The 15,558-nt window shown below is 41.9% G+C and carries 14 protein-coding genes; all 14 read left to right on the forward strand.

Annotated features, from left to right (window positions below; genetic code table 11):
- Positions 1-30 precede the first annotated feature (30 nt).
- Positions 31-786 (forward strand): pyruvate formate-lyase-activating protein, encoded by a 756-nt coding sequence (pflA, locus tag ACYVRS_RS08795; protein WP_461203166.1) that lies wholly within the window; start codon positions 31-33, stop codon positions 784-786.
- A 154-nt stretch (positions 787-940) separates the two neighbouring features.
- Positions 941-1,870 carry a manganese-dependent inorganic pyrophosphatase gene (locus ACYVRS_RS08800; RefSeq protein WP_313538839.1) on the forward strand — a complete coding sequence of 310 codons (930 nt, stop codon included), beginning with the start codon at positions 941-943 and terminating at the stop codon, positions 1,868-1,870.
- An 84-nt stretch (positions 1,871-1,954) separates the two neighbouring features.
- The gene (locus ACYVRS_RS08805; RefSeq protein ID WP_461203167.1) at positions 1,955-2,764 is read left to right on the forward strand and encodes a DUF1803 domain-containing protein; all 810 of its coding nucleotides are present in this window, start codon (positions 1,955-1,957) and stop codon (positions 2,762-2,764) included.
- A gap of 204 nt (positions 2,765-2,968) precedes the next feature.
- Entirely contained in the window at positions 2,969-3,412 is a 444-nt protein-coding gene (locus tag ACYVRS_RS08810) for a hypothetical protein (RefSeq protein WP_313538843.1), read from the forward strand.
- A 69-nt stretch (positions 3,413-3,481) separates the two neighbouring features.
- Positions 3,482-3,889, forward strand: coding sequence for a hypothetical protein (locus tag ACYVRS_RS08815; protein ID WP_313538419.1), 408 nt, complete (start codon positions 3,482-3,484; stop codon positions 3,887-3,889).
- 179 nt (positions 3,890-4,068) lie between these two features.
- Positions 4,069-6,003 carry a 1,4-alpha-glucan branching protein GlgB gene (glgB, locus tag ACYVRS_RS08820; protein ID WP_461203168.1) on the forward strand — a complete coding sequence of 645 codons (1,935 nt, stop codon included), beginning with the start codon at positions 4,069-4,071 and terminating at the stop codon, positions 6,001-6,003.
- Positions 6,004-6,015: 12 nt separating this feature from the next.
- Complete coding sequence (locus ACYVRS_RS08825; RefSeq protein ID WP_054116839.1) at positions 6,016-7,158, forward strand: glucose-1-phosphate adenylyltransferase; 1,143 nt, start codon at positions 6,016-6,018, stop codon at positions 7,156-7,158.
- Positions 7,148-8,299: a glucose-1-phosphate adenylyltransferase subunit GlgD gene (gene glgD / locus ACYVRS_RS08830; protein ID WP_313538423.1), complete on the forward strand. Its 1,152-nt coding sequence runs from the start codon at positions 7,148-7,150 to the stop codon at positions 8,297-8,299. The genes ACYVRS_RS08825 and glgD overlap by 11 nt, the downstream gene beginning before the upstream one ends.
- A complete protein-coding gene (gene glgA, locus ACYVRS_RS08835) occupies positions 8,296-9,729 on the forward strand; it encodes a glycogen synthase GlgA (protein ID WP_312497808.1) in 1,434 nt (477 codons plus the stop codon). The genes glgD and glgA overlap by 4 nt, the downstream gene beginning before the upstream one ends.
- A 116-nt stretch (positions 9,730-9,845) precedes the next feature.
- Positions 9,846-12,281, forward strand: coding sequence for a glycogen/starch/alpha-glucan phosphorylase (locus ACYVRS_RS08840; RefSeq protein WP_313538427.1), 2,436 nt, complete (start codon positions 9,846-9,848; stop codon positions 12,279-12,281).
- An 80-nt stretch (positions 12,282-12,361) separates the two neighbouring features.
- Positions 12,362-13,114, forward strand: coding sequence for a hypothetical protein (locus ACYVRS_RS08845; protein WP_054116592.1), 753 nt, complete (start codon positions 12,362-12,364; stop codon positions 13,112-13,114).
- A gap of 140 nt (positions 13,115-13,254) precedes the next feature.
- Positions 13,255-13,821 (forward strand): DUF2179 domain-containing protein, encoded by a 567-nt coding sequence (locus ACYVRS_RS08850; protein ID WP_054116593.1) that lies wholly within the window; start codon positions 13,255-13,257, stop codon positions 13,819-13,821.
- Positions 13,822-13,899: 78 nt separating this feature from the next.
- Positions 13,900-14,859: a cation diffusion facilitator family transporter gene (locus ACYVRS_RS08855; RefSeq protein ID WP_312497810.1), complete on the forward strand. Its 960-nt coding sequence runs from the start codon at positions 13,900-13,902 to the stop codon at positions 14,857-14,859.
- 73 nt (positions 14,860-14,932) lie between these two features.
- Complete coding sequence (gene efp, locus ACYVRS_RS08860) at positions 14,933-15,493, forward strand: elongation factor P (RefSeq protein WP_054116595.1); 561 nt, start codon at positions 14,933-14,935, stop codon at positions 15,491-15,493.
- Positions 15,494-15,558 lie beyond the last annotated feature (65 nt).

The following is a 15,558-nucleotide window of genomic DNA, read 5'->3' on the forward strand; positions in this document are numbered from 1 at the left end:
GTTCGTTGATAGACAGAAAGGAAGAGCATTATGGCTGTAACAGGACAAGTACATTCAACAGAAAGTTTTGGTTCCGTCGATGGGCCTGGGATCCGCTTTATTGTGTTCATGCAAGGATGTCGGATGCGTTGTCAATTTTGTCACAATCCAGATACTTGGAAAATTGGCAGCGGTGTGGAACGTACCACGGACGATGTCTTAGTAGAAGCGTTGAAGTATCGTGAATTTTGGGGGCAAAAAGGCGGTATCACGATCAGTGGCGGGGAACCGTTGCTGCAATTAGACTTTTTGATTGATCTGTTCCGTAAAGCGAAAGAAGCTGGGGTCAGCACTACACTAGATACATGCGGTAAGCCCTTCACCCGTGAAGAACCTTTCTTTACTAAATTTCAAGAGCTGATGACCGTGACAGATTTGCTGCTTTTTGACATCAAACACATTGACAATAAAGCGCATAAAGAATTGACGACGCAATCAAATGACAATATTTTGGATATGGCGAATTATTTATCAGAAATCAATAAGCCAGTCTGGATCCGTCATGTATTGGTTCCGTTCAGGAGCGATTATGATGACTTTTTGATTCGATTAGATACCTTTATCAAAACATTGAATAATGTCGATAAAGTCGAGATTTTGCCGTATCACACAATGGGCAAATACAAATGGGATGAAATGGGATTGAAATATCCTTTAGATGGTATCCAACCGCCTACAGAGGAACGGGTAAAGAATGCCAAAGCATTACTGCATGTGAATGATTACAGAGGATATTTGACACGCTAATCGATCGCTATGACACAGCCATTCTGATGTACAACAGAATGCTTGTGTCTTTTTTGATTCCTGACAGAGATAACGGCAGATAGCTATTGATTCTTTTTGTATTTTTGCTATCATTAAACAGTGAATATCAAATGAAATAGGAGCGATGATTACTATGTCGAAAATATTGGTTTTTGGTCATCAAAACCCGGATACAGATGCAATTGGCGCAGCGATTGCTTTTGCTGGATTACAAAAAGAGTTAGGGAAAGACACTGAGGCCGTTGCTTTAGGTACGCCCAGTGAAGAAACCCAGTTTGCACTAGATACCTTCAAACTACCTGCACCCCGTGTCATCCAAACAGCAGCCAATGAAACAGCTGAGGTCATGTTAGTGGATCATAACGAAAGTCAACAAAGCGTGTCTGATATTAAAGATCTGACTGTATTAGCTGTTGTCGATCATCACCGTATCGCTAATTTTGAAACAGCCAATCCATTATACTATCGTGCAGAGCCTGTTGGTTGTACGAGTACGATCATCTTTAAATTGTATAAAGAACATCAAGTAGAAATCAAAGCGCCGATCGCAGGGGTCATGTTGTCAGCGATCATCTCAGATACGCTATTGTTTAAATCACCAACATGTACCGAAGAAGATGTCGCTGCAGCGAAAGAACTTGCTGTTATCGCAGGTGTTGATTTAAACACGTATGGTTTAGATATGCTGAAAGCTGGAACGAACTTGAAAACCAAAACAGCAGAAGAATTATTAGCTCTTGATGCAAAAAGTTTCCCAATGGGTGACAAAAATGTGCGGATCGCACAAGTCAACACGGTAGACTTGCAAGAAGTATTTGACCGTCAGGCAGAGTTGGAAGCAGCGATGCAGGCAGCAATCCTTCGCGAAGGCTATGATTTATTCTTGTTGGCTGCCACAGATATCTTAGACAGCAATTCTGAACTTTTGGTTGTCGGTGAACCAATTGCCCCTGTTGAAGCAGCCTTCCATATCACGTTGCAAAACCATCGTGCATTTTTACCAGGTGTCGTGTCACGGAAGAAACAAATCGTGCCGCAATTAACAGAACAATTCGACCTGTAATCAATAGGTAGATCTAAATAGACTGGCAGTTCTCTATTGTTGGGAATTGTCAGTTTTTTATCATACCTCAAAGGGGAAAAGAATGTGAAATTTTTCTACAGTAAACACTATCAAGATAGCTATAACGACTATGAATCAGCTGGCTTCTCTGCGCTTTGCCAATTTCTCATGGCACAAGATGTTCCTCCAACTTTGCGGCAGCTAAAAGAAACCTTTACAGAGAAGGCTTTTGTCAAAATGTTGGATCGCTTGATCAGCAAAGATATTGTACGGCGAGAAAATAAACGGTACCAGCTCAATTTCCCAATCTTTACGAAGCAAGACCAGCAACGTGCTGAAGCAGCGCTGCAAGAGAAGGCGGAAGGACCAGTAGCGAAGGATGGCTTGAATAGCGAATGGTTGCAGCAAGTATATCGGTTGCAAGAAGACATGAGATATTTTTATGCGTGTGAAAGGGAGATACCACAAGCACGTATTATTGCATTATCACACCCTATGTTCCAATGGTGGACGATTGCGCAGACGCAGTGTCCGAAAACCGTACCTGCTTTTTTTGCTGCCAATCAGCGTCAATTGCAGATCCCAGCACACCAAGAGCTGATGACATTGCTGGGGGACGTTGATGTTGCTTATTATCTAGATCAAATCAGTGTGATTTTTGAGCGGATACAAAAGGGAAAGAAAGTGCGGCCAACGATTTTTCTCCGTTCACTACAACTTGCGGGCATCGTATCTGACGATGATCCACCAACTTTTCTTGTGCCCCAGAACAAAACGGAATCCACTGGCACACAATGGATCGAACCCACTCTCCAAACCCTCTTTGCCCAACGAATCCAACTCGCTTTAGGATTAGGTGAATCTGTTTCACAAGATATCATTTTTTTCAATTGAAAATGAGAAATAGAGGAAAATGAATTTTTGAAATAACATTTTATTTTTTTGAAAGCTGATTTAGGTTGAACCTATCAGCTTTTTTTGTTAAATCGAAAAATGAAAATAAGATTAAAAAAGATTAAAATGTAACGATCGTTTCATTTGGATATTCTTTTTTTTGGTGTTATGATAAGGATATAAATTCCGAAAGGGGTAATTCAAATGGAAGGTTTAAAAGATGTAAATCATACAGTCATTGAAAAAAACAACGAAAAAGCAGAGATGATTACTTTCATTTCGATGGCAGAAATTGAAGCGGCACGTCACACGATCAAAGAAGCGGGGATCGACGAAACGCGTTTTTCAGATGGAGATTTGATTTTGGCATTAAAAGAAAAAGAGGCAAACAACGCAGATACAGTATTGCCAATTGTGATTGATTGGTTAGTCAACAAAAACTATTTACTGAATCCAGCACAGGCGATGCGCTTTCTCGCCCACAAATTTGGTGATCTTGCCCATGTGTCGTACAAAGTCTTTGGTGAACTTGATTTTGATTGTGATGGACAGTATTACCTGATCGGCAGTTACCACCAACATCAAGCAACCAAAATGATGTATAAAGTATATACCGATGGACAAGTCAAGGAACTTTGGCAAGCGTAAAGCATCAAGCATAGCGAAATCAAAGAAAAGAAATCAGGGAAGTGGGGACTTCTAAAGGGTGTGAATGGGGTGAATACAAATCTGCGGGTAACGGTCGCCGGCAGTCATTTGATGATTGGCTTGACCTGTATCATTGGCGCACTTTTTGCATTATATCAAGTACCCGAAACTTTTGATGCACAGCAAGTCATGATCGGCAACATCTATTTTTCTGACACTGTCTTTGATCGCTTCAGTCAAGTACTTCTCCTAGGGATCATCAGTTTTTATACAATGGTCATCAGCTTTTACCGCTTTCGTATGTGGCAGATGATGTCTGCATTCACAGCATGCAGCACACTGGTGCTGTTTGGTAAGATCGTTGATTGTTTTTCGTTTGATTATGGGATAGTGATTGTCATCCTATCCATGTTTCAGTTGCTCGTAGCCGTCCTCTTCACATTGCAGAAGTTTATAAGCAGAGCTGAAACAGGTTGAACGCGATGTTCAAGCTGTTTTTTTTATGGACAAGATTTTTTTGCGAGATCTACTAGTTATCGCATTACGGAAAATCGCTTTTATGCTATGCTAAGAATAGATTAAGCATGGTTAAATAAGCAAAACAAAAAGTACGCACAAAACCAACTATACATATATAAGGGAGGACTGGTGAAAAATTGGTAACCAAACAGCAAACAATAGAAGCAGAAAAAACATTCCTAAGCGGTGAAAACTTTTATCTCCAACATTTCTTAGGTGTCCATCAAACAACAACTGGCTATGTCTTTAGAGTTTGGGCGCCAAATGCACAGCAAGTGTGGCTTGTAGGTGATTTCAACCAGTGGGATGACTCTCTGGCGCTGCAAAAACGCGCGGATTCAGGGGTATGGGAAATCGACACATCTTTGGCGAATGAAGGGCAATTGTATAAATTCAAAGTCAAGCAAGCAGATGGCCGAATCGTTTTTAAGATTGATCCGCTCGCGATCCATTTTGAAGAAAGACCCGGTACAGCGGCTGTACTGCATACTGTACCCGCAAAAAAATGGCGTGATGGACTGTGGCAAGGACGCAAAAAACGACAAAAAAGCTTTCAGCGACCGCTAAACATCTATGAAGTCCATGCTAGTTCATGGAAACATCATGAGGATGGCACACCTTATCATTTCTCCGATTTGAAAGATGAATTGATCCCCTATGTCAAAGAGATGGGGTATACCCACATTCAATTTATGCCCCTGATGGAACATCCCTTAGGCGCTTCCTGGGGCTATCAATTAACTGGCTATTTCGCCCTTAGTTCTTATTTCGGTACACCGGAAGCCTTTCAGGATTTTGTCGAAGCATGTCATTTGGAGAATATCGGTGTGTTCGTCGACTGGGTACCAGGACATTTTTGTGTCAATGATGATAGCCTGGCTTATTATGACGGCACACCCACATTTGAATATCAGGACCCTCAGAGAGCAAAAAATATTCGCTGGGGTGCCATTAATTTTGATCTGGGCAAACCAGAAGTCCAAAGCTTTTTGATCTCAAGTGCCCTGTTTTGGATCAAGTTTTATCACATTGATGGGATTCGGGTCGATGCTGTATCCAATATGATTTATCGCGATATGGATGAAGGACCGTGGGAACCAAACCATGAAGGCGGCAACCGTAATTTCGAAGGCTATTATTTTATGCAAAAACTCAATGCAGTCATCAAATTGGCGCACCCCTCAGTACTGATGATCGCAGAAGAAAGCAGTTCTGAGACCCAAATAACCGGCTTGATCGAATCTGGTGCTTTAGGCTTCGATTACAAATGGAATATGGGTTGGATGAATGATGTGCTGCGGTTTTATGAAATGGATCCGATTCTAAGAAAAGACTATTTGAGTTTACTCTCTTTTTCCTTCATGTATCGCATGCAAGAAAATTATATTTTGCCCCTTTCTCATGACGAGGTCGTCCATGGCAAAAGAAGCCTAATGAACAAAATGTGGGGGGATCGGTATAAACAGTTTGCCCAATTGCGGAATCTATATACCTACATGATGATGCACCCCGGTAAAAAATTGTTGTTCATGGGCAGTGAATGGGGACAATACTTGGAATGGAAATTTGATCATGGTCTAGAATGGCAGGACTTATCTGATGATCTTAATGGTAAAATGCAAGTCTTCACTCAAACCTTGAATCAATTGTATAAAGAAGAAGGTGCGTTATGGGCGTTAGATGATCAAGAAACTTCTTTAGAAGTGATCGATGCAGACAATTTGGATGAAACAACGTTAACTTTTATGCGTCAAGGAAAAACCAAAAAAGATTTCTTGATCGTGGTCCTGAACTTGACCCCCGTTGAACGGCATGATTTTGCCATCGGTGTCCCTTATGCAGGAACCTACCAGGAACTTTTGAATACCGAACATGAGCGCTTCGGCGGCACATGGATCGCCAACAACGCAGACCAAGTGTCAGAAGCAATCCCTTTCAAACAATACGACCATCAAATCAAAACGATCTTGCCGGCACTCGGCGCGTTGATCATCAAACCAGAAAAAATCAAAATCACCAGAAAAAAAGCAACACCAAATAAGCAAACGATCAAAGGGGGGAAAGGTGAGTAAATCACCAGATGTATGAAAACAGAAATGTTAGCAATGATCCTCGCAGGAGGACAAGGAACAAGATTGGGTAAATTGACCAAAAATATAGCGAAACCCGCAGTTCCATTCGGCGGACGTTACCGCATCATCGATTTCACGTTAAGCAATTGTGTCAATTCCGGTATCAAGAATGTTGGGGTTGTCACTCAGTATCAACCATTGGCATTAAACAGCCATATTGGCAATGGCGCCAGTTGGGGATTGGATGGCATCAGTACAGGCGTGACGATTCTACAACCCTATTCAAATTCAGAAGGCGGCAAATGGTTTGAAGGAACTGCCCATGCCATTTATCAAAACATCGCCTATATCGATGAAATGGATCCACAATATGTGTTGATTTTGTCTGGTGATCACATTTACAAAATGGATTATGAAGATATGCTAGAGCAGCACAAAGAAAATGACGCCTCATTAACTGTTGCCGTCTTAGAAGTGCCGATGAAAGATGCTTCACGCTTCGGGATCATGAATACCGACAAGAATGACCGAATCATCGAATTCGATGAAAAACCAGCAGAACCAAAAAGCAATTTGGCCTCAATGGGGATCTATATCTTTGACTGGAGCCGTTTGCGCAACATGTTGTTGAGCAATTACACCAAAGATGGCGAAATGGTCGATTTTGGGAAACACGTGATCCCATCGTATCTAGAAAGCGGCGACAACGTATTTGCGTATCGTTTTTCTGGCTACTGGAAAGATGTTGGTACGATCGATTCTTTATGGGAAGCCAATATGGAATTTATTGATCCAGCGATGGAATTAGACATTCGAGATAAAGGCTGGCAAGTCTTCTCTAAAAACCCGATCGCACCACCGCATTTTGTTACTGAGACTGGCGCTGCCAGAGATTCATTGGTAATGGACGGTTGTTATGTGGCTGGAGAGATCGACCACAGTATTTTATCCGAAAATGTGCAAGTCAAAGAAGGTTCCACCATCAAAGACAGTGTGGTGATGCCTGGGGCAGTGATTGGTAAGAATGTAAAACTCAACCGCGTGATCGTGGGCGAAAATGCAGTGATCGGAGACGACGCTGAAATCGATGGCAGTGAAGAAATTGCTGTTGTCGGCTATTCTGAAGTCATAGGAGTGACGATTGATGAAAACTAATAAAATGTGTGCTATTTTAGGCAATTTGAATCGCTACCAAGAATTGATGCCTTTGACAGAAAACAGACCGCTATCCACCTTACTATTTGATTGCAAATATCGCTTGATCGACTTCAATCTATCCAGCATTGAAAACGCCAGTATCAAACAAGTCTATATGATTTTTAATGAAGGGGAAACACAATCTGTTTTCGATCATATTGGCGGTGGGAAAGAGTGGAATTTAGACGGCGTGCAAAATCGCTTCTTTATCCACTTGTTCCAAGACTCTTTAAAACAGCAAGCCCAAGGAGAAAATTATTATTACAGTGTGATCGATTATTTAGAGAAATCTAAATCTGAAAACACGGTCTTTATGGGGAGTAAAATCCTATGCAATATCGACTTAAGAGCCTTATTAAAAATTCATCAAGTCCAAAAAAATGACATGACAGTTGTCTATAAACGAATCAATGGCAGCAATGTATCTGACAGTGACCTCTTGTTCAATGTCAATAGTCAAGGCCATCTTGAAGAAGCCATCCAAGCCAAAAAAGGCACAGTTGATTCAATAGTCAACTTGTGTACCGATATTTTTATCATCAAAACAGCGCGTTTGATCGAGGCATTGAAAGAAGGGCAGCAAGTTGGCGCTACACCGAACTTAGGTCAATTTTTACGAGAAATGATCGCTATTGAAAACACTGGTTTATATGAATATACAGGCTATTTGAGCAATATTTATGATATCCCATCGTACTATCAGACCAATATGGATATGTTGGATGTTCATAAGTTTACGTCACTGCTCTATTCGAATCAAAAAATCTATACTAAATTAAAAAATGAAGTGCCAACTTATTATTCGGAAACATCTGATGTCATCAATAGTCATTTTGCTTCTGGCTGTATCGTTGAAGGGAAAGTGGAAAATTCGTTGATTGCCCGTCGTACCACGATTCATCCAGATGCACAGGTCAAAGGCGCGATCATCTTTGGCAACAACGAAATCAAAGCGGGAGCCAAAGTTTCTTATGCGATACTCGATAAGAATGTGGTCATAGCAGAAGGTGTCAAAGTCGAAGGCACCAAAGAAGACCCAATCGTGATCAAAAAGAATGCCCACATCACCGAAGATATTATTGGAGGCGCGACCGCATGAAGGTACTATTTGCAGCAGCGGAATGTGCGCCCTTCTTCAAAACCGGCGGGTTAGGGGACGTTGTCGGCGCATTGCCAAAAGAACTAGCCAAAAAAGGGGTCGAAACGGTTGTTGTCTTGCCTTTTTATACATTGATGCCTGACAAGTATCAAGCGCAGCTGGAAGACTGCTTTTCATTTGAAGTTGCTGTCGGATGGCGCAAACAATACTGCGGTATCAAAAAATTGCAGCTTGACGAAGTGACCTATTATTTTATCGATAATCTCTATTATTTTGGACGTGAGCGGATCTATGATTTTTATGATGATGGCGAACGTTTTGCGTTCTTCCAGTTGGCTGTCATCGAGATGATGGAACGTGTCGATTTTATTCCTGATGTCTTGCATGTCAATGATTATCATACGGCGATGATTCCCTTTTTGCTGAAAGAAAAATTCAGTTGGATCAATGCCTATCAAGATATCCGCACCGTGTTGACGATCCATAATATTGGCTTCCAGGGCTGGTATAGTCGTGACATCTTGCCTGATTTATTTGGTATGGGCACTGAGCGCTATGATGATGGGACAGTCCGCTTAAATGACTGTCTGAATTTTATGAAAGCCGGTATCCTCTATGCCGATCGCATTACAACTGTTAGCCCATCCTACAGTGAAGAAATCAAAACACCCGCATTCGGTTGTGGGCTTGAAGTGATCTTACGAATGGAAACAGGCAAACTCAGTGGCATTGTCAATGGGATCGACTACCAAACCAATGATCCAGAAAATGACCCTTATCTACCATTTGCCTTTAGCAAGTCTGATTTGTCAGGCAAAGAAAAAAACAAGCAAGACTTGCAAAAAGCATTTGGTTTGCCAGAACGCAAGGATGTTCCGTTGATTTCTGTGGTGAGCCGCCTAACGACGCAAAAAGGCTTTGATTTGGTCTTAGCTGAAATGGACAACTTATTGCAATTTGATGTTCAGTTTGTCTTATTAGGTACTGGAGAACCAGATTTTGAAAATGGCTTCCGCCATTTTGCACAACGTTATCCGGATAAATGTGCCGCTGCCATCACGTTTGATTTGGCTTTGGCGCAAAAAATGTATGCGGCGGCTGATATTTTCTTGATGCCTTCTGCTTTTGAACCATGCGGTCTCTCACAAATGATGGCGATGCGTTATGGGACTTTACCAGTGGTCCATGAGATCGGTGGCTTAAAGGATACAGTGATCCCTTATAATCCAATCACCTCTGACGGTACGGGATTTGGCTTCCAAGATTTTACCCCATTCAATTTGATGCAGGCACTGAAGCAAGCTGTACAACTGTATCAAGAAAATCAGACAGTCTGGCAGCAATTGGTCCAACAAGCGATGGCGAAAGACTTTAGCTGGGACCAAAGTTCAGATGCCTATATCGATGTATATAATCAAATACGAGCATAAATCATGATTGACAGAAGCGCGCCTTCGTCTGTTGCAGCTTGACTAAAGCTGGACGGCGGCAGCGGCAGGCTTCTGTCTTTTTTTTAAAATCCAAACACCATAAGGAGTTGAACCCCATGACAAAAGAACAGTTGCGGGCACTGCTGGAAACGAGTATCAATGAACTGTATGCTACGTCAATCGAAGAAGCTTCTGCACAAGAACTCTTTCAAGCTTTGGCCCACGTAGTGAAGCAGGCGTATGCAGATGGCTGGCGCCAAACGAGAAAACATATGTTAGGAGAACAGCAAAAGCAAACCTATTATTTTTCCATTGAGTTTTTGCCAGGGAAAATGCTGAAAAGCAATTTGCTTAGTTTAGACTTATTGACGACTGCAGAAGATGTATTGAAGGATATCGGTACGTCATTAGATGAAGTTGCAGAAACAGAAAAAGACATGGCATTAGGCAACGGGGGTCTCGGCAGACTGGCTTCTTGTTTCATGGATTCATTGGCTTCCCTAGGGTTGCCGGGCAATGGCAATGGCATTCGCTATAAATACGGTTTATTCAAACAAAAATTTATTGATGGCCACCAAGTCGAGTTGCCAGATGATTGGTTGCGTTCCGGCAATGTTTGGGAAGTGCGCAAGGAAAGCAAAGCTGTGCCTATCCATTTTGGCGGTCATGTGTATCTGAAAGAAAATGAGGCCGGTGTCTTGAAACCAGTCTATGAAGGTGGATTTACTTGGCGGGCTGTACCCTATGACACAGCGATGGTTGGCTATCAAAACCACCATCTCAATACCCTGCGTTTATGGAGCGTTGAAGTTCCTGCAGAAGAAGAGGCCAAGTATGCAACGCTAGAATCCCGGCAAGCACTTGAAAATCTGACGGCTGTGTTGTATCCCGATGACTCAAATGAAACAGGGAGACGGACGCGACTGATGCAAGAATATTTTTTTGTTTCTGCTGGTATTCAAAGCATCTTGCGCTACTATAAAAAGCTGCACCTGCCAATGGAACAAATGAGTGAGAAAATCGCGATCCATATCAACGACACCCATCCCGCCTTATGTATTCCTGAATTGATGCGTTTGTTGATCGATGAGGAAGGATTGGCGTGGGAACAAGCATGGGCAACCACGATCAAAGTGATGAGTTATACCAACCATACCATTATGGCAGAAGCCCTTGAGAAATGGCCGGTGGAAATGATCAACGAAGTGCTGCCCCGGATGTATCAAATCATCGAAGAAATCGATCGCCGGTTTATTGAGGGACTGGAAAAGATCCATCCATGTGATTTATTGAATAGAACCCGCATCATCAGTAATGGCCAAGTGCATATGGCCAATCTATCAATTATTGGCAGCCACAGTGTCAACGGGGTAGCCAAATTGCATTCCGATTTACTAAAATCAGTGGTTCTGCATGATTTTTACATCATTTATCCAGCACGTTTCAATAACAAAACCAATGGGATCGCGCAGCGAAGATGGCTGCAGTTGGCCAATCGTCCCTTGACCAAAGTCTTAGATGAAACAATTGGTGAAAGTTGGCATCATCAACCAGAAGATTTACAACTGTTAAAAAATTATCAAGACGATCCATCAGTCTTACAAGCACTGGCTGATGCAAAAAGAACCAACAAAATCGCTTTAGCAGATTATATCGCCGATCGTTGCGGCATCCAAGTTGATCCCAATGCCATCTTTGATGTCCAAATCAAACGTTTGCATGCCTATAAACGGCAATTGCTCAATTTGATGCATATTTTGAAATTGTATTTTGAAGTCAAAGAAAATCCCGATGCACCATTTCATCCAAGAGTCTTTATTTTCGGTGCAAAAGCAGCACCTAGTTATCACTATGCAAAATCGATCATTAAAGCCATCAATGAAACGGCAACAATGATCAATCATGATCCGGCGATCAAAGATAAGCTCAAGATTGTTTTTCTGGAAAACTACAACGTATCTTTAGCTGAACGCATCATTCCGGCTGCAGATGTCAGCGAGCAAATCTCACTGGCTTCAAAAGAAGCTTCTGGTACCAGCAATATGAAACTGATGCTGAATGGTGCGGTAACGATTGCCACGCTTGATGGGGCCAATATTGAGATTCGTGATGCGATCGGTGATGAAAATATTGCCATATTCGGATTGACGGAAGAAGAAGTCTACCGGTATTATGCAGAAAAAAATTACTCTGCCTATAGCTATTTCGAGAATGATCATCGACTGCAGCGGATTATGAATGCCTTTATAGACGGAACAATCCCGAATATTGAATGGGAAGGCAAAGAGATTTTTGATTCATTGCTTAAATATAATGATGAATACTTCGTGCTACGAGATTTTGCGGCGTATTGCGATGCCCAAAATCGCATGGATATTGCCTATCGAGATACCCGTAGATGGCAGAAGATCAGCTTGATGAATATCGCGAATGCCGGCAAATTTACCGCAGATAAAACAGTCCAACAATACGCAGATGATATCTGGCAGATCGAACCATTGTTTGCCCATGTAAAGGATGCCCATGATGCGAGCTTGACCGAAACGAATTGATTCTTTGTGCAGGTGCCGATGATCGTTAATGAAATTCATGACCATTTGTGGTATGATGATAAAAAATCACGTGTAAGAGGATGAGTAGAGTGGCGAATTATTTAGATGTCAAGCGCAAGCATTTTCGCTTTCCAGCCTATGATGATGCAGAAGGCGTTAAATTAGAATCAGAGCACAAACCTGCTTTTAGTCAAGAAAATGATTGGATATTGACTGAGATCAAAGATACACCAAGTCGGCCAAAGCCTGAAAAAGAAATGATCGAGCGCAAAGTGCCTTCAAGCCAACGCAACCGCGGGCATAATGTCCAGCAAAAAGAAGAACTTGCACAACATCGGGCCAACTTGCCTCGGTATGAAAAACGGCCAGTCAAAGAGCAGCAGCCAACAGGGAAAACCAATTTTTTTGGCAGTCAAACCAAGCGCTCTTCTTATCAAGTGACCAGTAAAGAAGCCAAGGCTGAACCTATGACGACACCGAAAAAGGAGTATAGCGGCCGCTCTTATTTCGTGCCGAAATATATCCCGGCCTCGATCATCCCGGATGAACCAAAGCCTGAAGTGTCTCAAAATGATTTGTTGGATTCGATGGCAAAGCCGCAAGAAAGCTATTTATTGTTTGATCAAGAACCGGCAGCGTATCAAGTCAAAGAAGCCAATGATCCAACTGTTAAGAAGTTCAACCGTCCACAGGGTGTGGGGATGACCCGCAGCCAATATCGCGCTGTGAGCAAGAAAACCGGTGAAAAAAAAGGCTTGCTTGATCGCACGCTGCAAGGCATGATCGAAGACGACAAAATGGATGACGAAAAAAATGGGTATTTTCGTCCCTGATCACAAAATAGATCCGCCTCACATCTTGTGAGATGGGTCTTTTTTTTCTACTGCTCCCTCAATGGAAAAACCTCCGATTTCTGCTCAATCATTTCAACTTTTGTCGTGCATTTGATATGCTTACTATAGGAGGGATTTCCATGCAAATTGATCTGCAAATGTTGGCAATGATTTTCTTTATCAATCTTGCCTATGTCACATTAAATACACTACGTTTTTTACTAACGATGAAAGGCTACCGCGTGATTGCACCGTTGGTGAGTATGATCGAGATCATCATTTATATTTTGGGCTTGTCGCTGGTCCTTGACCGCTTAGACAATCCTTTGAATCTGTTGTTTTATGCATTGGGCTATGCAGCAGGTGTCAGTATCGGCATCAAGATCGAAGACAAACTGGCTTTAGGGTACACCATGGTGACGGTGATTCTGCCAAGCAATACCGATGAAGAAAAAAGTTTGCCTAAAATCCTTAGACAAGAGGGATATGGCGTCACGCAAAGTTATGGAGAAGGGTTGGAAGGGCCGCGTTTGATATTGGAGATTTTATCACAAAGAAAAAGTGAAAAAAAATTATATCAAACGATCAAATCAGTAGAAGAACGAGCCTTTATCATCAGTTATGAGCCAAAATATATTTCCGGCGGATTTTGGACAAAAAAAATCAGTCGTCGGGAACAAAAAATCCATCAAAAGAACCAACAGTAAACAAAGAAAAGATGTTCAAATACATGTCACAGCAGTATAATAAGAAAGGTTTTTTATTTGTGAGAGGATGCGTGAGATATGGAAAAACAAGCCAATGGAATGATGGCAGTCTTCGCTGCCCTAGTGTCGAACATTTTGGTGGCTATCAGTAAATTTGTCGGCTATGCCTTGAGTGGCAGTGCAGCCATGTTGAATGAGAGCATCCATAGTGTGGTGGATTGCAGCAATCAGATTTTTTTGTTGATCGGGGACAAACGATCAACGAAAGGACAAAGCGAGCTGCATCAGTTTGGTGAAGGCAGAGCCAAATATTTTTTTAGTACGATCGTTGCCATGATGCTCTTCTTTGGCGGGGGCGCATTAGGTGTCATGGAAGCAGTGGAAAAATTGCTGCATCCTGCCCATGAAGTTGGCAATACTTGGCTGGTTATCGCCATTTTGTTGTTTGGGATGGCCGTTGAAGGCAGTTCCCTATGGATTGCGATCAAAGAGATCCGAGAATTGAATGTTGAGAAGCAACCCATCTATCGCTTTTTAAAAGAAAGCCGTCATAGCGAAATCTTGATCATTTTTACTGAAGATTTTTGCGCGATATTGGGATTGATGATTGCTTTGGTAGGTACCTTGTTGACTATGGTCACCGGTAATGCCTTTTTTGATGCCTTTAGCGGCTTGTTGATTGGGTTGTTGTTGATGGTTGCCGCTATCTTTTTGGCACGGGAGTTTTATAGCCTATTGATTGGGGAAAGTGTGACCAAACGCGATCTGGCTGTCATCAAAAAAGCGTTTGAGCGTTCGGATGTTGATCGCTTGATCGATGTCAAAACCGTTCATTTGGGACCAGCAGAAATCTTGATTGCTGCCAAAGTCGATATATCAGCCAAGCAAGAAGAGATCGGTTATGAGATCATCAATGAAATCGAAGCGGAGATCCGCCATCAAATGGCGGACAAAAAAGTGTATATTTATATTGAAACCGATGAGTATGATCCGCATTATATGGAGAAACGCCGCCAACTTGTTCGTCCAAAAGAATGATTTAGCTAGAATACTGCCCTTTTATTTGATACAATAGACAAGGATTATCACAGAGTGAAGGAGAAATCAATTTATGATCAATGCAAGTGATTTAAAAGCAGGGATGACATTTGTTCAAGACGGCAAATTAATCAAAGTATTAGATGCAAGTCACCACAAACCAGGTAAGGGCAATACAGTGATGCGGATGAAACTAAGAGATGTACGCTCAGGCTCAACCTATGACACCACATTTCGCCCAGAAGAAAAATTTGAAAAAGCCCATATCGATACAAATGCTGTTCAATATTTGTACACAATGGATGATACTGCTTTCTTTATGGATCTAGAAACGTATGAACAATATGAGATCCCTGTTGAAGTCGTAGAAGAAGAAATGAAATACATCCTGGAAAACATGGAAGTAAAAATCCAATTCTTCGGCACTGAGGTCATTGGTGTGCAATTACCAACAACTGTTATCTTGAAAGTTGTTGAAACACAACCATCGATCAAAGGCGCAACTGTTACAGGTTCTGGGAAACCAGCAACGATGGAAACTGGTTTGGTTGTCAATGTACCTGACTTCGTTGAAGAAGGCGAATTGCTTGAAATCAACACGGCAGAAGGTACGTATATCAAACGTGCAAAATAATCATGAATCAAAAAAGCGATGAAAAAACAGTAGCCGTTTTTTCATCGCTTTTTTTTGGTTGTCGA

This window comes from Enterococcus salsurae (genome assembly GCF_054784955.1).

What these genes read in the sequence shown, in the direction of transcription:
- glgA (WP_312497808.1), top strand. Translation starts at nt 8,296, where the DNA reads ATGAAGGTACTATTTGCAGCAGCGGAATGTGCGCCCTTCTTCAAAACC.
- ACYVRS_RS08810 (WP_313538843.1), top strand. Translation starts at nt 2,969, where the DNA reads ATGGAAGGTTTAAAAGATGTAAATCATACAGTCATTGAAAAAAACAAC.
- ACYVRS_RS08825 (WP_054116839.1), top strand. Translation starts at nt 6,016, where the DNA reads ATGAAAACAGAAATGTTAGCAATGATCCTCGCAGGAGGACAAGGAACA.
- ACYVRS_RS08850 (WP_054116593.1), top strand. Translation starts at nt 13,255, where the DNA reads ATGCAAATTGATCTGCAAATGTTGGCAATGATTTTCTTTATCAATCTT.
- ACYVRS_RS08845 (WP_054116592.1), top strand. Translation starts at nt 12,362, where the DNA reads ATGAGTAGAGTGGCGAATTATTTAGATGTCAAGCGCAAGCATTTTCGC.
- efp (WP_054116595.1), top strand. Translation starts at nt 14,933, where the DNA reads ATGATCAATGCAAGTGATTTAAAAGCAGGGATGACATTTGTTCAAGAC.
- ACYVRS_RS08840 (WP_313538427.1), top strand. Translation starts at nt 9,846, where the DNA reads ATGACAAAAGAACAGTTGCGGGCACTGCTGGAAACGAGTATCAATGAA.
- ACYVRS_RS08855 (WP_312497810.1), top strand. Translation starts at nt 13,900, where the DNA reads ATGGAAAAACAAGCCAATGGAATGATGGCAGTCTTCGCTGCCCTAGTG.
- ACYVRS_RS08800 (WP_313538839.1), top strand. Translation starts at nt 941, where the DNA reads ATGTCGAAAATATTGGTTTTTGGTCATCAAAACCCGGATACAGATGCA.
- pflA (WP_461203166.1), top strand. Translation starts at nt 31, where the DNA reads ATGGCTGTAACAGGACAAGTACATTCAACAGAAAGTTTTGGTTCCGTC.
- glgD (WP_313538423.1), top strand. Translation starts at nt 7,148, where the DNA reads ATGAAAACTAATAAAATGTGTGCTATTTTAGGCAATTTGAATCGCTAC.